At 40.8% G+C, this 19,461-nt stretch carries 21 protein-coding genes and 1 riboswitch; of the genes, 3 read left to right on the top strand and 18 right to left on the bottom strand.

Going from position 1 to position 19,461, the window contains the following annotated elements; genetic code table 11:
* Positions 1-140 precede the first annotated feature (140 nt).
* The gene (locus ACQVGS_RS04735; RefSeq protein WP_003240873.1) at positions 141-290 is read left to right on the top strand and encodes a hypothetical protein; all 150 of its coding nucleotides are present in this window, start codon (positions 141-143) and stop codon (positions 288-290) included.
* Positions 290-562: a hypothetical protein gene (locus ACQVGS_RS04730; protein WP_127696500.1), complete on the top strand. Its 273-nt coding sequence runs from the start codon at positions 290-292 to the stop codon at positions 560-562. Before ACQVGS_RS04735 ends, ACQVGS_RS04730 begins: the two co-directional genes overlap by 1 nt.
* A 358-nt stretch (positions 563-920) precedes the next feature.
* On the opposite strand, the gene ACQVGS_RS04725 is transcribed toward ACQVGS_RS04730, so the two are convergent.
* The 4 genes from ACQVGS_RS04725 to ACQVGS_RS04710 are packed head-to-tail and all read right to left on the bottom strand — an operon-like array spanning position 921 to position 7,443.
* Positions 921-2,537, bottom strand: coding sequence for a type I restriction-modification system subunit M (locus tag ACQVGS_RS04725; protein ID WP_127696499.1), 1,617 nt, complete (start codon positions 2,535-2,537; stop codon positions 921-923).
* A gap of 18 nt (positions 2,538-2,555) precedes the next feature.
* Positions 2,556-3,761 (bottom strand): restriction endonuclease subunit S, encoded by a 1,206-nt coding sequence (locus tag ACQVGS_RS04720; protein WP_127696498.1) that lies wholly within the window; start codon positions 3,759-3,761, stop codon positions 2,556-2,558.
* Between the two features lie 42 nt (positions 3,762-3,803).
* On the bottom strand, positions 3,804-6,860 hold the full coding sequence (locus tag ACQVGS_RS04715; RefSeq protein WP_127696497.1) for a type I restriction endonuclease subunit R: 3,057 nt from the start codon (positions 6,858-6,860) through the stop codon (positions 3,804-3,806).
* 4 nt (positions 6,861-6,864) lie between these two features.
* Positions 6,865-7,443: a restriction endonuclease subunit S gene (locus tag ACQVGS_RS04710; RefSeq protein WP_127696496.1), complete on the bottom strand. Its 579-nt coding sequence runs from the start codon at positions 7,441-7,443 to the stop codon at positions 6,865-6,867.
* An 864-nt stretch (positions 7,444-8,307) separates the two neighbouring features.
* Here ACQVGS_RS04710 and ACQVGS_RS04705 point away from each other — a divergent pair.
* The gene (locus tag ACQVGS_RS04705; protein ID WP_240671123.1) at positions 8,308-8,523 is read left to right on the top strand and encodes a hypothetical protein; all 216 of its coding nucleotides are present in this window, start codon (positions 8,308-8,310) and stop codon (positions 8,521-8,523) included.
* A 232-nt stretch (positions 8,524-8,755) separates the two neighbouring features.
* Here ACQVGS_RS04705 and sufB read toward each other — a convergent pair whose 3' ends face one another.
* The 14 genes from sufB to ACQVGS_RS04635 form a co-directional block, all read right to left on the bottom strand.
* Entirely contained in the window at positions 8,756-10,153 is a 1,398-nt protein-coding gene (sufB, locus tag ACQVGS_RS04700) for a Fe-S cluster assembly protein SufB (RefSeq protein WP_024713611.1), read from the bottom strand.
* Between the two features lie 20 nt (positions 10,154-10,173).
* Positions 10,174-10,617, bottom strand: a complete 444-nt coding sequence (gene sufU, locus ACQVGS_RS04695; protein ID WP_003222809.1) for a Fe-S cluster assembly sulfur transfer protein SufU — start codon at positions 10,615-10,617, stop codon at positions 10,174-10,176.
* Entirely contained in the window at positions 10,607-11,827 is a 1,221-nt protein-coding gene (gene sufS / locus ACQVGS_RS04690; RefSeq protein ID WP_095714025.1) for a cysteine desulfurase SufS, read from the bottom strand. Before sufS ends, sufU begins: the two co-directional genes overlap by 11 nt.
* The gene (gene sufD / locus ACQVGS_RS04685) at positions 11,827-13,140 is read right to left on the bottom strand and encodes a Fe-S cluster assembly protein SufD (RefSeq protein ID WP_491831076.1); all 1,314 of its coding nucleotides are present in this window, start codon (positions 13,138-13,140) and stop codon (positions 11,827-11,829) included. Before sufD ends, sufS begins: the two co-directional genes overlap by 1 nt.
* A gap of 17 nt (positions 13,141-13,157) precedes the next feature.
* A complete protein-coding gene (sufC, locus tag ACQVGS_RS04680; protein ID WP_010331788.1) occupies positions 13,158-13,943 on the bottom strand; it encodes a Fe-S cluster assembly ATPase SufC in 786 nt (261 codons plus the stop codon).
* A gap of 177 nt (positions 13,944-14,120) precedes the next feature.
* Positions 14,121-14,273, bottom strand: a complete 153-nt coding sequence (locus ACQVGS_RS04675; RefSeq protein WP_010331789.1) for a YuzK family famiily protein — start codon at positions 14,271-14,273, stop codon at positions 14,121-14,123.
* A gap of 192 nt (positions 14,274-14,465) precedes the next feature.
* The gene (locus ACQVGS_RS04670; RefSeq protein ID WP_038954281.1) at positions 14,466-14,843 is read right to left on the bottom strand and encodes a carboxymuconolactone decarboxylase family protein; all 378 of its coding nucleotides are present in this window, start codon (positions 14,841-14,843) and stop codon (positions 14,466-14,468) included.
* 283 nt (positions 14,844-15,126) lie between these two features.
* Positions 15,127-15,948 carry a methionine ABC transporter substrate-binding lipoprotein MetQ gene (gene metQ, locus ACQVGS_RS04665; RefSeq protein WP_095714027.1) on the bottom strand — a complete coding sequence of 274 codons (822 nt, stop codon included), beginning with the start codon at positions 15,946-15,948 and terminating at the stop codon, positions 15,127-15,129.
* A gap of 13 nt (positions 15,949-15,961) precedes the next feature.
* Positions 15,962-16,630, bottom strand: a complete 669-nt coding sequence (gene metP, locus ACQVGS_RS04660; RefSeq protein ID WP_010331792.1) for a methionine ABC transporter permease MetP — start codon at positions 16,628-16,630, stop codon at positions 15,962-15,964.
* Complete coding sequence (metN, locus tag ACQVGS_RS04655) at positions 16,623-17,648, bottom strand: methionine ABC transporter ATP-binding protein MetN (RefSeq protein WP_105991683.1); 1,026 nt, start codon at positions 17,646-17,648, stop codon at positions 16,623-16,625. Before metN ends, metP begins: the two co-directional genes overlap by 8 nt.
* 105 nt (positions 17,649-17,753) lie before the next feature.
* A riboswitch (SAM riboswitch) is annotated at positions 17,754-17,860 on the bottom strand.
* Positions 17,861-17,974: 114 nt separating this feature from the next.
* The gene (locus tag ACQVGS_RS04650; RefSeq protein WP_024122772.1) at positions 17,975-18,319 is read right to left on the bottom strand and encodes an SCP2 sterol-binding domain-containing protein; all 345 of its coding nucleotides are present in this window, start codon (positions 18,317-18,319) and stop codon (positions 17,975-17,977) included.
* Positions 18,320-18,426: 107 nt separating this feature from the next.
* Positions 18,427-18,747: a thioredoxin family protein gene (locus ACQVGS_RS04645; RefSeq protein ID WP_024122773.1), complete on the bottom strand. Its 321-nt coding sequence runs from the start codon at positions 18,745-18,747 to the stop codon at positions 18,427-18,429.
* A gap of 11 nt (positions 18,748-18,758) precedes the next feature.
* Positions 18,759-19,112: a toprim domain-containing protein gene (locus ACQVGS_RS04640; protein ID WP_255002628.1), complete on the bottom strand. Its 354-nt coding sequence runs from the start codon at positions 19,110-19,112 to the stop codon at positions 18,759-18,761.
* A 77-nt stretch (positions 19,113-19,189) separates the two neighbouring features.
* Complete coding sequence (locus ACQVGS_RS04635) at positions 19,190-19,426, bottom strand: YusG family protein (RefSeq protein WP_010331799.1); 237 nt, start codon at positions 19,424-19,426, stop codon at positions 19,190-19,192.
* Positions 19,427-19,461: the final 35 nt, after the last annotated feature.

The following is a 19,461-nucleotide window of genomic DNA, read 5'->3' as shown; positions in this document are numbered from 1 at the left end:
TTATAATATCTATTCATTTTACCAAATAGAGTGCTTTCCTTCGACCTTTAGCCCCAATGTGGAAAAACCGCGAAGTTCGTCCAATCTCTTCACTCTCCTATTGAATATCCTGTCACTATCAATAGAGAAAGGATGATACCATGAGCGAAAATCGTCATGAAAATGAAGAAAACCAAAAGCGCAATGTATCAGTTGCTAAAGTTGAAAACAGCGGCAATGCAAAAGTCGTAGTCAACGTGAATACAGATCAGGATCAGGCACAGGCACAGTCTCAAGACGGAGAAGAGTAATGAACGAGAATATCATTCCTATCAACAGACATGCTGCGGAAATGCCCAAAAATGGCTCTGTTATTGAAAACAGCGGCAATTCGGAAGTCCATATTGATATTCACATTGACACAATGCCGATTGCCTTTGCCATTTTATGCTCTGCATTAGCCGCAAAGCAGATGTCAAAAGAGGAATTCGACATGGCCTATACGCAATTACGAGAGATGAACAATGGATATCACAATGGCAACAATGTAAAGCAAGTCATCAATCAGGAGAATGAAGAGTAGAAACCGCGGGCCCCTCGGCCTGCGGTTTTCTTCTGCATACAAAAAGGACGCAACTGAAAACCAGTCACGTCCATTTTATAAAAAATTAACCGATTGAACCTTCCATTTCGAACTTGATTAAATTTGCTCGAAATGGGATGGACTGATTTACAACAAAACCGCTTAAACCTTTGATATATAGCCATTTCTTCAAATGGTTTAAAATGGATTATAATATCAAGTTGGCATGAGTATCGTACGAATTTGGCATGTGCTGAAGCCGTATACAATATCAGCTAAGTCCCCCAACTTACGCTGTTCCCAAGTGTTTGTGAAAAGAGCCAAGGTTTAAATCCTCCTTAGCTCTTTTCTAACACTATTATTTACCTAAAAGACTGATAAATTTACTCAGTTCTTCTTTGGCTTCATCGGTTGTCCCATTCAACTCGTTCAAAAGTTCAAACAATTTATCATATGAATTCGTAATATCAGCTTTTACTTCTGTCAACTCTTGAGCCACTTGTGAAAGTGGAATAACTTCTTCTTCTTCAAACGTGTCCACATACCGTGGAATGTTCAAATTGTAATCATTTTCTTTGATTTCATCCAAAGATGCCACATGAGCATATTTCTCAACGTCTTTACGGTTACGGTAAGTTTCAATAATTTTGTCGATGTTTTCAGGAGAGAGTTTGTTTTGGTTCTTTCCTTTTTTAAACTCATTTGAAGCATCGATAAACAAAATATCTTTACTCTTGCGAACTTCACGACCTTTGAATACCAGCACACAGGTTGGGATGCTTGTGCCGTAGAACAAGTTAGCTGGCAATCCAATAACAGTATCTAATAGATTATTGTCTATGATATTTTTGCGGATTTTACCTTCAGAGGCACCTCGGAATAGTACCCCATGCGGCAACACGATAGCCATTGTTCCTGCTTTATCTAAATGGTACAGTCCATGAAGAACAAAAGCATAATCTGCTTTAGATGCAGGTGCTACACCATAACCCTTGAAACGTGTATCTTTTTCTCGATCAACGTCTTTTGTATCCCATTTATGGGAATATGGGGGGTTTGATACGACGGCGTCAAACTTCAAAGGAATTTGTGTGCCATCTTTTTCAGCGAATGGCCAGTCAGCATCAAGTGTGTCTGCGCGTTTCAACTCCATATTGCGATAGTTAACACCATGCATCATCAAGTTCATGCGAGCTAAGTTATAAGTCGTCGTATTCAACTCTTGCCCGTAAAACTCAACACTTCCTTCTTCATCACCATTTGGTAATTCTTTTTGGACTGTTAAAAGAAGTGAACCCGAGCCCATTGTAGGGTCATAAACACGGAATTGACCGCCAGTACCATCTGCATCATCAGTTGCAATTTTTGCCAGGATTTGACTAACTTCATGAGGTGTATAAAATTCCCCGCCTTTTTTACCAGCATTGGCAGCAAATTGCCCAATCAAATACTCGTAAACGTCACCCAAAATGTCACGGCCTGAATCGTCTTTGAAAGTAAACTCGTTAATCATCAACACGATATCATTCAAAGCCTTTGCACGTTCGTTTGTACTTGAGCCAAGACGTGTGTCCCCAAGATTAACATCTGAAAATACATTAGCAAAGTCCGCTTCTGCGACTGCGTTACGTTTGGCATTTGTATTGAATGAGTCAAACATATCTTGAAAGTCACTAGCTTTGATTTTGTGATTTTCGATTTTTGATACGATTTTGTCCCAAGTGTAAGCTGGGTCAATCGCATATCCGATACCCTTGCTGATTTCTTCAAGGTAGTCTTCTTTTTCAGTGTCATCTGTCACTTCGTAGAACTCTTCCAAACCATTGATTTTTAAGTATTCATCCTGATTTTCCGATAAGTAGCGATAGAACATAAATGGTAAAATATAGTTCTTATACTCACTTGCATCCATTGTCCCACGCAGTTTGTTAGCCATTCCCCATAGTTTTGATGTAATATCTTTTGCATTACTCATTTATATAATCTCCTTTTCTTATACAAACATTTTTTGAAGCAGTGATTTCTTTAAATCTTTCAGCGAATTTAACTCATGCTGATGAAGCGTAATGGTATCGTCTAGTTGTTTGAAAAATGAACCTATTTTTTGTTGTTCTTCATAACTAGGAATAGGTATTGGCATTCTAAAAAAAGTCTCTACATGAATACGTTTTGCTTTTCTAGACCCATTAGCTATATTTCCTTGATATTTATAAAATCGTTCTAAAGCTACATATTCTAAAAAGAAATTAGGATTTAAATCATTTTTAAAATCAAATGCTGGAGAGTCTAATGTTGATTCGTAGCCGTCTAATTCATCTGGGACAATACCAAATGCTTGATTTAAAAAATCTAATTTCCCGTACATAAATTGTCCTGATTTTCTAATGTAATATTGAGTGGCTATGCTTCCTTTATATATTTCTTCTTTTAGAACTATTCCTTTTCTCCAAAGCTTAACTGTTAATTTTTTTGCAACTGATCCATCCGAACCTTTAATTTTGCTTTCTTCAAGGAATTCTCCGACCTCACGCTGTTCCCAAGCATCAGTAAATCCTACAAAGCGAATTTCAGGAACATTGGCTCCATCTTTCGGAAACATTTTTTGAAGCAGGCCTTTTTTCATATCTTTCAACAGTTCTAACTTACGCTGATGAAGGGTGATGAGGTTGTCGAGGTGATTGAAGAACAAATTGATTTTGATTTGTTCAGGAACAGAAGGAATAAAACACGAAACTTTGGAAAACGAATCCCAATACAGCCTTTTTCTGAAATCCGTGACTCCATAAGAAAAATTATTTATCTGGTTAATTATTTCATGTCGCCGTAAGCAATAATTCATAAATGGCGGAAATAATTTTTCATTAGGAATGGCTGTAATATAGGCAGGGCTTACCATTCCTTCTATTTTTGCTACGCCGATTGCTCCTTGCCAGGCACGCATCATGTTGAATACTAGATCGCCGGAGTGCACACTTTTATACAAGGATTTATCTTCACTTCTGCGAACTACCTTACCCAATGAACTGCTGTCTAATTCACCTTTTGAAATACCGTGATGAATTGAAACCGAAAGAATTGGTAAAGAATTATTACCTCTTTCGTTTCTTTCCGTGTAAACCTCTCCCAACTTACGTTGTTCCCAAGCGTCAGTATATCCTGCGAATCTAAATTGGGGTGAATTTGTTATTTTATCGCTCATTTCTGATCTCCTTTTTGTAGTCTGCATAATTTTATCACTTGACTATTCTCCCTTCTTAATTTCGTCAGCCATTTCGTAAAATGCCTTACGAAATTCAATTCGGTATCGCACCCAAGTTAATTCTGCAATCTTTTCAGCTGCAATTTCTTTATAATCAGCTCTTGCGTCATTCATAATTGCGGTTAACTCCCCTTGTTTATCCATATCCTCTTGACCTAATCGGTGTTTCTTAATCAAGTTTTCAAGTTCTTTAGGCTTTGTGCTATTATCAAGCCCCCAAGTACGGATGAAATTCGTTACAAGTCGGATATTCGTATCCTTTTGTGCTTTATCCATAGCTTGGTTCATTTTTTCAACACTTCGAGGTGCTGGATAATGATCAAATTCAAACTCTTTTGAGAAAATCTTAGATACAAAATGACTCACCTTAGATTTTTCTTTTTCATTGTCAGACTTGGCGATTTCAACTTGGATTTCATCACGTGTACTTTCCGCTTTCGACATTTCGTTCGCATGAACTTCGTCAGCCATCCGGGCGATCAAATCAATCAAAAAATCATAGTTGATGGTCACATCGTGAATATGAACCATAGAGAGATTAACCTGCGAAATATCAATGTCTTCTCGCTTCGCACGTCGTTCTTTCAACTCACCAGCAATGACAGTTGTTAAAATGACTTCCTGCTCTTCAGTAATACCTAAACGTTCATAGAACTCTTCAGGATTATCATAGGCAGAAATAGGATTTTGGTCATCATCTACGGTATATTGTTTCAACTGACTCAATAAACGATTATACTCTTTCAGATTCTCAAAGACTTCATCCTGTGCTTTTTCACTTGGTGGTAATTGTATAAAATCGTCTGTGAGTGTGGAAAGCTTCTTGATGACTTCTTGCATCTCAGCTTGGACCTTGCTAAATGGTTTGGAAGTGATACCAGACTCTTCGTTGCCTTTCTTCAATTCTTCAAGTGAAAGTTGTTCGTCGGCAGATGCACGATTTGAATAAATAGCAAAAGCCTTATTCATTTCATACTCGTTTTGCTCCGGCCAACGATAATTCACGACATTTCCCCAAGGCTTATCGACAACGTTATGTATTCGATTTGTACGTGAGTATGCCTGAATCAAGTTCCCACCTTTAAGTGTTCGGTCAATATAGAGCGTATTCATCTCAGGAGCATCAAAACCGGTCAAAAGTTGATCCACAACAATGACCAAATCTAAATAGTTGCCATCATCAGCTGTCTTGTTCAAACGTCGTGCTAAGTCTTCTGTGTAGGCTTTAACTGTCGTCATATCAAAAGCTGTGCCAAACATTGCGTTATAGGCTTTGATGGCTCTGTGTAAGTTTTCGTTCGTTTTCAGTTGATGAATACTATTGGATGTATCTGCCGAGAAACTCACCGCAACTTTTAATCGTTTATCTGCTGGACGATTCGCATTCTCTTCCGCAAACTTATCGAAGTATTCCATCGCTCTTGGTGTACTTGCTTTGTTACCTCCTACATGGACTGTAAATAAGGCATTATATTTGCGATCATTTGAACGTTTCTTCCAATTATCAAAGATGTCTTTCACTACTAACTTCACATGTTCTGGACTATAGTCGTAAACACTTCCACGAACATTATCATCAATATCATCTTCGGTAGGATCTTCGGGAGCCTCGATTGTTTCCTTAAATTCAACGTTAAACCCTAAGACATTTTTATCCGCAATCGCTTCTTTAATGGTATATGCATGTAATAGTTCTCCAAAGATTTCTCGTGTTTCCGGGAATTTTGGTGTACCAGTATAACCAATCCAAGCAGAATTAGGAATTGCTTTTCGAATCGTTTCAAGCATCCCTTCATTTTCGGTACCATTACCAGTTGATCGGTGGGCTTCATCCACGATAAAAAGAATATTTTCATTAAGTGGCTTGAAGCTGTCCCGCGCTACATAACGCGACATTTTTTGGATACTTGTCACAATGATGTTCTTGTCGCTTTTCTTCGTTAGTTTGCGATGAAGGTCTGAGATATTGGCTGTGTCACCCACCACACCAGTTTTTCCTTCAAAACCAGCAACAGGATCATAGGCTTTATAAGCATCAGCTGTTTGGTTGGTAAGCGCGATCCGGTCAACCAAGAAGATAACTTTATCTACATTAGATAAACGGCTTGCAAGCCACGCTGTCTTAAAACTTGTGATTGTTTTACCTGAGCCTGTTGTGTGCCAAATGTATCCTAATTTACCATCATCATAGCTAAAGTCAAACTTTCTAACTTTATCAAGCACACGCTTTGTGGCATAGACTTGATAAGGACGCATGACTTTAATACTTTCTTTGTTTTTTGTACCATCAAGTACCATGTAGCGTGTTGCCAAATCATGAGCCATTGGAATGGACAACACCTTATCCGCAAACGTCCTCCATGAACGAATAGGACGAGCATCATCTTCGTTTTGCCAGTTGAAAGCAAAAGCTCGGTTAAAGTTTTGAAGTGGGGTATTTGCCATATAACGTATATCAAACGGTGTCATCGCGATTAAAATCTGCAAAGTTGAAAAGATACCGCTTAATTGTTTTTCAGCAATATACTGTTCCATCTGATTTAAAGATTCTGTAGCGCTGTGAAGTGCTTTCTTTAATTCGATTTGAATAATCGGCAAACCATTAATAAGCAATGTCACGTCAAACCTGCGATTCGGCTTACCATCAACTACTTTTGGCCGTTTAATTTGATTCACCACTTGATAAACAGTGTTCCCTCCGCCCACTTGAGCTTGGTCGAATACGGTCAAAAACACATGCTTACCATTGTCAAGGTCGACTTCAATTTCAGAAACACCATTAACGCCATACAAAAACTGTCCGGCATGGTAAGGTGATTCGATACTAGTGATGATTTTCTTCACCTGGTTAAATTCAGTGACAGACAAGGGTTCATCTAAACGAGCGCTATTGTTTTGTTCTAGGATTACTTTAAAGTTATCCCAGAGTTGTTCGGTTGTTTTGATGTCCTTTTTGTATTCCCATTGTTTTACTCCACCGATTTTGGTCAAATAATCGATAACTTCATTTTCAAATTCTAATTCCGATTGACTTTTCATTTGATTATTTCCCCTTTAATGTTTCTTCTATTATTGAGCTCGAAAACTGCTCAATCAAGTCCGCATATATGTTTAACTTATTTTGTAGCTTCAGTGTTTCTACGTATATAGCGCCTATTTTCTTCTGTTCCTCGATCGGAGCAACAGGAATGATAATTTCCCCAAGAGCACGAAGCGGAATTCTTAGAATAGGGCCACTCCCCTGTAACTCCCTTTCTTTTTGTCGCTTTACATCTTTGTAAGCATTAAACAAATAAAGAAAATATCCCTCATCAAGTCGTTCGATATCAAACTCTATTTTGGTAAAGTTTAGAGACAACACTTTACCAACATTATTTTTACCGACAATTGTTGCTAGCTGTAATGAGTTACTGATAACAACATCACCTTCATTTAACGATAGGTTATTTTGAAATAAAGGTTTTGCCTCTTCTTCAACTGCTACGTCCTCACGATTATAATCAGCTTCAAAAGACGCTTGGTCATAATAATTTATTTTTTGAGTTTCAAACTGCTTTTGTGCTCTTGTTGGATTAATACCAGGAACGAATGTTACGAATTCATTTAATTTTCTTTTCTCCAAATAAATCGCCCCTAATCACAGAAATTATTTTTTGAAATATTTATATATTACATATTAAAACACATCGAGTTTGCTTCGTCAATGATAATATGAAATATTTATATATTTCATTATTACTTTAAAAAATGCCTGCTGAAACTATTTTATATCCTTGTTTCTTCACTCTTCCGCACCAACTTGTTAAACCATCATTGCAAAAATGTATCCCCTATTCAACGTTATTTTGTTTCCACAAACGACATCAAACCGCTAAAACCAAATTACTCATGATTAATCTCAAATCCCACAAAACAAACAAAACCCTTGAAATCACACCATAAGCGATTCCAAGGGTTCAACTATCATATTTTCGTCAGCAATATGACTGTCTCCTCATGACAGGTGTGCTGATTGTTAAAACTGAATTATTGATGATTGATGTAGCTTTGTTCACTTAAAACAAGCCGTATTTTTTGGATTTCACCATTATATGGATAAAAATGAATAATAAGGTGGTTTAACATCATATCCTAGACTATTTTGTGTTAATAAAAAGGTGGGAAACGTGATTAACCATCAATTGAAGTATTAAAAAAGCTTAGAAGTTCCATACGAGGGTTTGATGAAAGCAGCAGGATATATGAATTTAAATATAACTATGCAAGGTGAAATAACAGAAGATATTATTGAGCATATACAGAAATTACCTGAAAAGTTTGAACAACGGTCATGCTACGAGTTAGAGACGAACGATTGAAACTTGATCATTTATTAGATTCTAATGATCCACTATTTTTTAAGGACAGGCTTCTGACAACAGAAGAAAAATCAAAATTAAGGGCCTTATCGAAATTGCTTTAAAGGATTGAAAGGGGAAAAGGCGTCATGGCAAACTTCAGAAAGTTAGCCAGTGGAAAATGGCAGGCAGAGGTACACAAGGATGGAAAATTAGTAAGCCTTACAAAAAAGGAAGCAGCAATAGAAGCAGCAAAAGTTGAAGAAAGAAAATATTATGGACAAACAATAAATGATCGCAATATGCTTTTTGATGAAGTTGTGAAAAATCGGCTTGAGGATAAAAAAGCAAATGTAAAGGAATGAACCTTTGTTCAGCTTGAAGCAATTTTAAAAATTACATCGCTTGGAGCATAAAACCATCAAAACAACAGCGGACACTTATCTAGATATCACAGAAAAAATAGAAGAAGACGAACTTCAAAAGTTCGCCTCCTACACTAAAAGATAAGGTCAACTTGGCACGAATTTGGCACGCCACCAAGTTGGCACGATATAAAATCCCTCAAACCCGCAATATATAAAGGTTTTCTCGATATTAACCGATTGAACCTTCCATTTCGAATTTAATCAAACGGTTCATTTCAACTGCGTATTCCATTGGAAGCTCTTTTGTGAATGGCTCGATGAAGCCCATTACGATCATTTCAGTCGCTTCTTCTTCGGAAATACCGCGGCTCATCAAGTAGAAGAGCTGTTCTTCAGATACTTTAGACACTTTCGCTTCGTGCTCCAATGAAATGTTATCATTTAAGATTTCATTGTAAGGAATTGTATCTGATGTTGATTTGTTATCCATAATGAGCGTATCACACTCGATGTTGGAACGGGCGCCTTCCGCTTTACGTCCGAAGTGGACAATTCCGCGGTAGGTTACTTTCCCGCCTTGTTTAGAGATCGATTTTGATACGATTGTGGATGATGTGTTTGGTGCAAGGTGAATCATTTTCGCACCCGCATCCTGATGCTGGCCTTTACCCGCAAGAGCGATAGAAAGCGTCATACCGCGCGCGCCTTCGCCTTTTAGGATACAAGCAGGATATTTCATTGTCAGTTTAGAACCGATGTTGCCGTCGATCCATTCCATCGTTGCGTTTTCTTCACAGATCGTACGCTTCGTTACAAGGTTGTAAACGTTGTTCGCCCAGTTTTGGATCGTTGTATAACGGCAGTAGCCGCCTTTTTTCACGATGATTTCAACAACCGCACTGTGAAGAGAGTTTGTTGTGTAAACAGGTGCCGTACAGCCCTCAACGTAATGCACGCTTGCTTCTTCGTCAACGATGATCAGTGTACGTTCGAACTGACCCATGTTTTCAGAGTTGATACGGAAGTAAGCTTGAAGCGGTGTCTCAACCTTCACGCCTTTTGGCACATAGATGAAAGATCCGCCGGACCAAACAGCTGAGTTCAGCGCCGCAAACTTGTTATCAGTCGGCGGAATCACTTTTGCCCAGTGCTCACGGAAAATATCTTCATTTTCTTTCAGCGCGCTGTCTGTATCTTTAAAGACGATGCCTTGCGCTTCAAGATCTTCTTTCATGTTGTGGTATACAACCTCTGATTCGTACTGAGCAGAAACACCCGCAAGGTATTTTTGTTCAGCTTCAGGAATCCCGAGCTTGTCGAATGTTTGCTTAATTTCTTCAGGAACTTCATCCCAAGAACGCTCTGAACGCTCAGACGGTTTTACGTAGTACGTAATTTCGTCAAAGTTCAGTGAGTTTAGATCTCCGCCCCATTGTGGCATTGGCATGTTGTAGAAATGTTCAAGTGATTTCAAGCGGAAATCAAGCATCCATTGAGGCTCTTCTTTCATGCGAGAAATTTCTTCTACGATTTCTTTTGTCAATCCGCGCTCTGAACGGAAAATGGAAACGTCCTTGTCGTGAAAACCATATTTGTATTCACCAATATCAGGCATTTTTTTAGCCATCCATTTTCACTCCAATCCTTTTAATTGCCGCCCTCTTCTTTAGCGACTCCTTTTTCAAGTGCCTTCCATGACAGGGTTGCACATTTAATACGGGCCGGGAATTTTGAAACGCCTTGAAGGGCTTCAATATCACCCAGATCTATAGAATCATCATATTCTTTCCCTTGCATCATATCTGAGAAAATCTTAGACATGGAAAGGGCTGTTTCAATATCTTTCCCTTTAATCGCCTGAGTCATCATCGAAGCGGATGCCATTGAAATGGAACAGCCTTCCCCTTCAAATTTCGCATCTTCCACGATGTCTCCGTCAAGCTTCATTGTCAGTCTGATACGGTCGCCGCATGTCGGATTGTTCATATCCACGACGATGCTGTCATTCAAAACCCCTTTGTTGCGAGGGTTTTTGTAATGATCCATAATCACTTGTCTGTACAATGTATCTAAGTTTGCATTAAAAGACATTTGTAAAATACTCCTTTGTCTTTTGAAGAGCTTCCACAAGCTTATCAATCTCTTCCTCTGTATTATACAGATAAAAGCTTGCTCTCGCAGTAGCAGTTACATCCAGCCATTTCATCAGCGGCTGGGCGCAATGGTGACCCGCTCTGACAGCAATCCCTTCCGCATCAAGTACGGTTGCCACATCGTGCGGATGAACATCATCAAGGTTAAATGTGATCAGCCCGGCACGCTCTTCCGGTCCGTAAACCGTCACGCCGTCAAGCTGACGGAAGCGTTCAAGCGCATAAGCTGCAAGCTTGTGCTCGTGGCGGGAAATCTCATCAAGACCGATTTCTTCGAGAAAATCAATTGCGGCACCGAGACCGATTGCTCCAGCAATAATCGGAGTACCCGCTTCGAATTTCCACGGAAGCTCTTTCCAAGTTGATTCATAAAGCCCGACAAAGTCGATCATTTCACCGCCGAATTCGGCAGGCTCCATGTTTTCCAGCAGGGCTTTCTTTCCGTACAGCACACCTACTCCGGTAGGGCCGCACATTTTGTGGGAAGAAAGCGCAAAGAAGTCGCAATCGAGATCCTGCACGTCAATTTTCATGTGGGGCGCGCTTTGTGCACCGTCCACCACAATGACAGCACCATTGTCATGAGCGATTTTCGCCATTTCTTTTATCGGGTTGATCGTGCCGAGAACGTTAGACACATGAGATACCGCAACAATCTTTGTATTGCTTGTGACCGTTGCTCTGACGTCATCTAATGAAATCGTGCCGTCTTCCTGCAGCGGAATATATTTTAATGTGGCGCCAGTCGCTTTGACAGCCTGCTGCCACGGAATGATATTCGCATGATGCTCCATATAGGTGATGACCACTTCATCACCCGGTTTGAGGTTGGCGCGCGCATAGCTTAGCGCCACCATGTTCAGTGATGTGGTCGTGCCTTTTGTGAAAATAATCTCAGCCATTGACTTCGCGTTAATAAACTTGCGGACTTTTTCACGCGCTCCTTCATAACCGTCTGTCGCTCTGGTTCCAAGCGTATGGACGCCCCGGTGAACATTGGAATTGTATTGGTTATAATACTTATCCAGTGTTTCAATGACAGCACGCGGCTTCTGGGAAGTCGCCGCGCTGTCGAGATAAACGAGATCATGTCCGTTCACTTGCTGATGAAGGATCGGGAACTGTTCACGAATATCTGTGATATTCATTATTTCACTTTCCTTTCGATTACAGAAACCAATTGTTTCTTAACGCCTTCAATCGGAAGTTCGTTAACTACCGGCGCAAGGAATCCATAGATGATTAAGCGTTCTGCTTCTTCTTTCGCAATCCCGCGGCTCATCAGGTAGTAAAGCTGAATAGGGTCCACACGGCCGACAGATGCCGCATGTCCTGCAGTTACATCGTCTTCGTCAATTAAAAGAATAGGGTTTGCGTCTCCGCGCGCTTTTTCGCTGAGCATCAGCACACGGGATTCCTGTTCCGCATTCGCTTTAGAAGCGCCATGTTCGATTTTGCCGATTCCGTTAAAGATAGAAGAAGCGGAATCCTTCATCACACCGTGCTTCAAGATATATCCTTCAGAAGCTTTACCGAAATGAATGATTTGTGTCGTGAAGTTTTCTGTTTGCTCTCCTCTTCCGACAACAACCGTTTTCGTGTCGCCGTAAGTGCCGTCACCGTAAAGGTTTGTTGTGTTTTCGGAAATGGTGTCGCCATCGTTCATGAGGCCGAGAGCCCACTCGATTTTGCTGTCGCGTCCGCGCGCAGCACCGCGGCGATTGACATAAGTTGTCACGCCGGAAGACAGAGTATCCACCGCACCGTATGTCACACTGGCATTATCACCTGTGATAACCTCACTGATAATATTGAATACAGCATCTTTCGGGTTGACCGTGCTGATGTAGTTTTCTACATACGTTACTGAGCTATGGTCTTCCGCCACAATCAATACGTGGTTGAATAGAGCTGTATCGTTGCTTTCGTGGACATAAACAGCCTGAACCGGCGTCTCCACCTGAACATTTTTCGGAACATAGAGGAATGCCCCTCCGTTAACAAGAGCTGCGTGAAGTGCAGTTAATTTATGCTCATCAACCTTCACGCCGTCTTTCATAAAGTATTTCTCCACTAAGTCGCTGTGCTCGCGGGCAGCAGTCAAAATATCAGTAAAGATGACGCCTTTGTCTTTCAATTCCTGAGAAAGAGAAAGGTATGCAGGCGTCTGATCACGCTGTACATATAACGTTTTATCTTCGTTTTCGACATCGATCAGCGCTTTTGCTTCATCAGTCAAATCTTCTAATGAAGAAAGCGGCTCATTATCAACTGTATGCTTCGCGAAGTTCGTGAAGTTCCAGTTTGTGATTTTTGTTTTGTCAGGCTTCGGCATCGGCAGATCCTCAGCTTGTTCAAGAGCCTGTAAGCGCAGGTTTTTCAGCCAGGCAGGTTCTTGATGCTTTTCGGAAAAGCTTTTGAGATACTCCTGATCTACGGATAGTTTTGTATCTAGTGTCATATTAATCCCCCTAACGCTTACGCTTCTTGGCCTACAGTTTCGTCTTCAATGCCAAGTTCTTTTTTGATCCAGTCATAACCTTCTGCTTCAAGACGCTGTGCAAGCTCTGCACCGCCGGATTTTACAACGCGGCCTTGCATCATAACGTGAACCACATCAGGAGTGATGTAGTTTAACAGACGCTGATAGTGAGTGATCATCAGGCAGCCAAAGCTTTCGCTGCGCATTTTGTTGATCCCTTTTGATACAACTTTCAGAGCGTCAATATCAAGACCTGAGTCGATTTCATCAAGGATGGCGATTTTCGGTTCAATCATCATCAGCTGAAGGATTTCGTTGCGTTTTTTCTCCCCGCCTGAGAATCCTTCGTTGAGGTAGCGCTGAGCCATTTCAGGGTCCATTTCTAAGAACTCCATGTTTTCGTCCATTTTGCGGATGAATTTCATAAGAGAAATTTCATCGCCTTCTTCTCTGCGCGCGTTGATCGCAGAACGAAGGAAGTCGGCATTTGTCACACCGCTGATTTCACTTGGGTACTGCATTGCAAGGAACAAACCTGCCTGCGCACGCTCGTCCACTTCCATTTCCAGTACATCTTTGCCGTCAAGCGTGATGCTGCCTTTCGTGACTTCATATTTAGGATGCCCCATAATAGCAGCTGACAGAGTTGATTTACCAGTACCGTTCGGTCCCATTACGGCGTGGAACTCTCCGCCTTTTATTTCAAGGTTTACCCCTTTTAAGATCTCTTTCCCTTCGATTTCAACGTGAAGATCTTTGATCGTTAATGTTGAAGCAGCCATATCTATACCTCCAAAAATATATAATCATTATTCTCATTTTATTCTCATTCTAATTTTATAACAAATGAAAAGTAAATACAACTTTTTATCGTGCCTTGCACATTTCTCAAGTTTAACAAAGTTCAGCACTTTATTAAAGCAATTGAAAAAGAAAAAGAGTGGATTCCCACCCTTTTTTTAAAGACCGATTTTCTCATTAAGCTCCGCAGAATACCGCTTGCATTTTTTATATTCAAGCTCTCTCTGCCGCTCAACTTCCATTCTTGTATCCAGCCGGCGTCCGTATTCCTCGTACCCGATTCCATGCGACAGCTGCATCGCTTTTTCCATTTCTGACGTATAATCGAGGTCCAGTCTGTCCTGGCTGCTGCAAATAATGAATCAATCCCTTCATTTATTTACTACTATTGTATCAGCTCTGCGACCGGCGCTGCAAAATGGATATGGCTTGATATAACAACGGATGAGACGAAAGGACCCTTTGAGTTGAAATGAGAATCGATTTTCGGAATATTCCTTCTTCTAATGCGTAGTGTTTCCAAATTCCTCTATGCACTGCTGGACAACTGTCACACCTTGGCTTAGGGCAGCTCCGCCTCCGAATGCCGCCGCCACACTGACAGCTTCAAGAATGTTTTCTTCCGTCGCTCCTTGGTCAAGACAGCCTTTTGTGTGATAGATCATGCAATATTCGTCCTGAGCATTGATGGCGATCCCCAGTGCAATCAGCTGTTTTTCTCTTTCTGTTAGTGAATTAGCTGCAAAGCATTGTTCGGTAAATTCGTTAAACTTTCTTCCCATCATCGGCATCTTCTGTTCAAATGTGCCTAAACTTTGTTTATATTGTTTTAGCGCGTCCTGCATGCTTCCTCTATCTTGATTCAAAGAAAATCCCTCCATCTGTTTAACATTCCTTTTTATTATGAACAGCTTTAAGGAAAATACCCAAAAAACCCCGGATTTCTTATCCGGGGTTTCAGCGGGTCAGCAAACCCTCGCATTCGTTGTCAGACCTGCGCGTTGGTGCTCACGAATTATAGCATTCGCTCCGCTCCAATGCTCGGTCTTCCTAGACTTCAAGGGTTTTCAATCACGCCGAAAAGATGACAAAGCCCTAAAACGAATATCGTTTTAGGGCTTTGTCAATAATTGAACCCCGGATTTCTCATCCGGGGTTTCAGTCTTATTCAGATACAGGAAGCACAGCTCCGTCATATTTTTTATCGATGAAGTCTTTGATCTTTTTAGAGTGAAGAACTTCCATCAGCGCTTTGATTTTTGCAGAATCCTCTTCGCCATCTCTCACTGCAATGATATTGGCGTAAGGGTTATCTTTTGTTGATTCCACTTCAATCGCGTCTTTTTTAGGATTTAATTTATTTTGGATCGCGTAGTTCACATTGATGAAGGCCGCGTCTCCTTCTTTGTTTTCATATGCTTTTGCCGTTAATTCAGGCGCTACTTTTTTGAACTGAAGGTTTTTCGGGTTTTTCTTAATGTCTTTCAGTGTTGCATCGACTGTCTCCACTTTGGAATCAAGTGTAATTAATCCTGCATTCTCAAGCATTGCAAGCATACGGCCTTGTTCAGCGACGTTATTTGTCAGGATAATTGTCGCACCGTCGGGAAGATCTTTTAATGATTTGTATTTTTTAGAATAAATACCGAATGGCTCTAAGTGAATCGCGCCGGCATTCACAAGTTTATAATCTTTGTTTTCTTTCATTTCTTGCTCAAGGTAAGGAATGTGCTGGAAGAAGTTCGCATCCACTTCTTTATCAGCTAAGGCTTTGTTGTACATTTTGTAATCACTAAGCACTTTCACTTTCAGTGTGTAGCCTTTTTCTTTTAACAATGGTTCAGCTTCTTTTAAAATTTCTGCATGCGGTGTTTTTGTAGCTGCAACAACAATTTCTTTCTTGCCGGATTCAGCGTTATTAGAACCGCAGGCAGCCATAACTCCTGCAAATACAAGCAGTAATGCACCTAAAAATAGCTTTTTCAATGTAAATCCTCCCTTATCGTTTGTCTATTATATTTGTTATGACATCACCGATCATTTGAATAATGAAAACGATGATTAAAATAAATACAGTAGCAACGAAGGTCACATCAGTATTATTAGACTGATATCCTTCTACATATGCAAGGTTTCCAAGGCCTCCTGAACCGATGGCGCCCGCAATTGCCGTTGAGCCGATCAAAGCGATGGCCGTAACCGTGATCCCAGAAATAAGGGCCGGCATGGATTCCGGAAGCAGCACTTTGAAAATAATCGTTGATGTTTTGGCTCCCATTGATTTCGCAGCTTCGATGACGCCTTTATCCACTTCGCGCAGCGCAATTTCAGCAAGCCGCGCGTAAAACGGGGCTGAGCCGATGACTAACGCCGGCAGTGCCGCGTTCGGCCCTAAGATGGTGCCGACTAAAAACTTCGTAAAACCTAGTAATAAAATAATTAAAATGAGGAACGGAATAGACCTGAATACATTGACAATGGCCGCAATCACAGTGTTGACCGCTTTGTTCTGCCAGAGGCTCCCTTTGCTTGTGAGAAAGAGCAGCAGACCGAGGATCACCCCGATGACAAAGGCAAAAACCAAAGAGATCAGCGTCATATAAAGCGTCTCGTATGTCGCGTTCCATAATTCAGTTACATCAACGTTCGGGAAGTATTTTTCAAACATTCGTGATCACCTCTGCTTTCACCTGTTTGTCATTAATAAACCGGATCACGTTTTGCACTTCTTCCTCGTCACCGTCAATATGGATGAACAATGAACCGTATGCTCCGTCCTTCGTCTGCGAGATCTTCCCTTGCAGAATATTGACACTGACATTGAAGTTTCTGATCATCTCTGTAATCAGAGGCTGTTCAGCCGCTTCGCCGACAAATGTGAGCTGAACCGTTGTTCCTGACGCTTTTTCGTCAAGAAGATGCTGAAGCGTTTCTTTTGTTTCTTCAGGCTCAGTCACCTGCTGGACAAATCGTTTTGTCATTTCTTCCTTCGGATTCTTGAAGACATCGAGAACTTCTCCTTCTTCAACAACCTTTCCGTTTTCCATGACAGCGACTCTGTTGCAGATTTTGCGGATGACATGCATTTCGTGTGTGATCAGCACAATCGTCAAACCGAGTCTTTCATTAATATCGGACAAAAGATCCAAGATTGAATCAGTTGTTTGCGGATCTAAAGCTGATGTCGCTTCATCACAAAGGAGAACCTTCGGATTGTTTGCGAGCGCTCTGGCGATTCCGACCCGCTGCTTTTGTCCTCCGCTCAGCTGGGATGGGTAAGATTTTTCTTTTCCTTCTAAACCTACCAGTTTAATCAGTTCATTGGCACGCTTGATCCGCTCGCTTTTTTTCACCCCGGCAATTTCTAAAGGAAACAGGATGTTATCTCTGACAGTTCGCGACCAGAGCAAATTGAAATGCTGGAAAATCATACTGATTTCATGGCGTGCTTTTCTTAAATTGCGTCCGTTTACTTCATTAATCTTTGTTCCCGCCACTTCCACGATTCCTGAGCTCGGTTTCTCAAGTCCGTTCAGCAGACGGATTAAGGAACTTTTACCAGCTCCGCTATATCCTATAATTCCAAAAATCTCACCTTTTTTTATGGAAAGCGAGACATTTTGGACAGCATTGACATCTCCATGTTTCGACTTATACACTTTTGAAACATCCTGAAGATTGATCAAAGCGATCACCTGCCTTAACACTATTCTAAGAAATCTTCCGGTTTTTTCTGCAAAAGAAAAGCCTTTCTGCATACTTGAGCAGAAAGGCTTATATAAAACGCCTTTCTCTCATCTTTCAAAGCTGAACGCTTCGTGTGAATTGGCACCATTTCAACAGTGTTGATGGTTGCCGGGCTTCATAGGGCACTTCCCTCCACCTCTCTTGATAAGAGAAATATATAGTCTTTTTCGTCCGGAAATTCTTAATGTAGAATAGCATGGCGAATGATAAAATGTCAATAAAATAAATGATGTCAACTTTTACTATTATAATAATTTACTATTTTTCAATTCTTTAGAATCCTCTGAAAAAAACCATTAGTCAGCCACAGAATGGCTTCCAGCTTTAACAGCGCTCTGAATGAACCCTTTACCTTTAGGCTTCCGCTCTGGATCAGGTGCTGAAGGGAAATGTCTCCATGCAAAAGATCAATGATTTCTGTTTGGTTTCCATAAAAGGTCAGGTTGGACGTGTGGGGCGGAGAAATCTTTTTCATTTCCCCTTGTTCGTTTATTGAGACGGTTAAGGCTTCTGTTTCTCCTTGGAAGGTAATGAGCAATGTTGAAGTGTTCAAAAGGGGTTTTAAAAACAGATGCTGGTAATCATCTTCTAAAACTTCCGCTTTCTCCATTTGTACAACCTCCTATTTGTTGGTCATACATACACATTTCTCTCCTCAGCGCAAGAACCCCTTTATAAAACGAACGACAATTTCATTGGAATGCGCCGAGAAAAATGTCATAAATGAGATGCAGAAGATGATTTTTGTTTGATCAGCTCATATAAGTAAGAAACGGAATGAAACGCATACCCTCTTTCAATTACTTTCCCGCCCTTAAACAGCAGAAAACAAGGGACGCTTTCAATTTGATATGCTTTAGCAAACGCCGGTGAATAGTTGAGATTATTTTTATAGAAGGCGACAGACGGAAGCATTTCTTCGACGACTGTCAGCATTTTGCTTGCCAGCTGGCAGGTCCCGCAAAACGGAGTATATAAATATAGGAGATACACATCATCAGTAATGTGTTCAAGTTCTTGTTCTTGGAGTTCTTTCATGCTATAACACCTCAGGTCTTTCTTTCAAGAAAAATCGTATGGACATTCAGATTTGCGCTCAGCAATACAGATGCTATATGGTGTCTGGGCGCCGCCGCGACTTCCTTATAGGCTTTGTCGATATGTATATGGAAGGCTTCATTAAATTCCCTTTTCAGCTGTTTTCTCAATTTCTCGCCCGATTCATCGGCATCAACCAAAATATAGACGTCCTTCTCGTAAAGCTCGTCAGCCAATTCCTCCAGCTTCAGCTGGCTGATTGTTCCGTTTGTGCAGAGAATGCGCACTGGCTCATTCAGGACGCTTTCAATCTTTTCTTTATCTGATTTCCCTTCAACAATCAAGACTTTTCCCAGCTCGTCCATGTTCATCTGCTTCACCTGCCGCGTCAAATTTGAAACGTTCAGATTGTAAAAGAAGGCAGTGAAATTCACCGCCAACATTAACACCAGCCGCTTTCGTAGTCACAATCCACATATTTCTGATCGTCTCCTGAAACCACGTCGGCTGTCTTATAAAACTTTTCATTTTCATAGGTAAAACCGGACTTAAGCTCATATTCATTCATGCCTGTCATTTGGCCGATCATCTCATCTTCATGATATAACGAGAGCCGGCCATTTTGAAAGCGGCCTGTCACATCATTGGTGACATCGAGCTTTTGTTTGCTGAAAGCCATATTGGACACCTCCCATAGCGTTAGCGTATCCAATT

It is taken from the genome of Bacillus sp. SD127 (assembly GCF_058566445.1).
Note: the sequence above shows the minus strand (reverse complement) of the source record. Positions and strands in the feature narration are given on the sequence as shown.

Coding starts and splice junctions, on each gene's coding strand:
- ACQVGS_RS04670 (WP_038954281.1), bottom strand. CDS start 14,843: ATGGAGGGATTTTCTTTGAATCAAGATAGAGGAAGCATGCAGGACGCG.
- metP (WP_010331792.1), bottom strand. CDS start 16,630: ATGTTTGAAAAATACTTCCCGAACGTTGATGTAACTGAATTATGGAAC.
- ACQVGS_RS04735 (WP_003240873.1), top strand. CDS start 141: ATGAGCGAAAATCGTCATGAAAATGAAGAAAACCAAAAGCGCAATGTA.
- ACQVGS_RS04705 (WP_240671123.1), top strand. CDS start 8,308: ATGGCAAACTTCAGAAAGTTAGCCAGTGGAAAATGGCAGGCAGAGGTA.
- ACQVGS_RS04645 (WP_024122773.1), bottom strand. CDS start 18,747: ATGAAAGAACTCCAAGAACAAGAACTTGAACACATTACTGATGATGTG.
- sufD (WP_491831076.1), bottom strand. CDS start 13,140: ATGACACTAGATACAAAACTATCCGTAGATCAGGAGTATCTCAAAAGC.
- ACQVGS_RS04650 (WP_024122772.1), bottom strand. CDS start 18,319: ATGGAGAAAGCGGAAGTTTTAGAAGATGATTACCAGCATCTGTTTTTA.
- sufB (WP_024713611.1), bottom strand. CDS start 10,153: ATGGCTAAAAAAATGCCTGATATTGGTGAATACAAATATGGTTTTCAC.
- ACQVGS_RS04720 (WP_127696498.1), bottom strand. CDS start 3,761: ATGAGCGATAAAATAACAAATTCACCCCAATTTAGATTCGCAGGATAT.
- ACQVGS_RS04730 (WP_127696500.1), top strand. CDS start 290: ATGAACGAGAATATCATTCCTATCAACAGACATGCTGCGGAAATGCCC.
- ACQVGS_RS04715 (WP_127696497.1), bottom strand. CDS start 6,860: ATGAAAAGTCAATCGGAATTAGAATTTGAAAATGAAGTTATCGATTAT.
- sufC (WP_010331788.1), bottom strand. CDS start 13,943: ATGGCTGCTTCAACATTAACGATCAAAGATCTTCACGTTGAAATCGAA.
- ACQVGS_RS04640 (WP_255002628.1), bottom strand. CDS start 19,112: ATGGACGAGCTGGGAAAAGTCTTGATTGTTGAAGGGAAATCAGATAAA.
- sufU (WP_003222809.1), bottom strand. CDS start 10,617: ATGTCTTTTAATGCAAACTTAGATACATTGTACAGACAAGTGATTATG.
- sufS (WP_095714025.1), bottom strand. CDS start 11,827: ATGAATATCACAGATATTCGTGAACAGTTCCCGATCCTTCATCAGCAA.
- ACQVGS_RS04635 (WP_010331799.1), bottom strand. CDS start 19,426: ATGGCTTTCAGCAAACAAAAGCTCGATGTCACCAATGATGTGACAGGC.
- ACQVGS_RS04675 (WP_010331789.1), bottom strand. CDS start 14,273: ATGGAAAAAGCGATGCAGCTGTCGCATGGAATCGGGTACGAGGAATAC.
- ACQVGS_RS04725 (WP_127696499.1), bottom strand. CDS start 2,537: ATGAGTAATGCAAAAGATATTACATCAAAACTATGGGGAATGGCTAAC.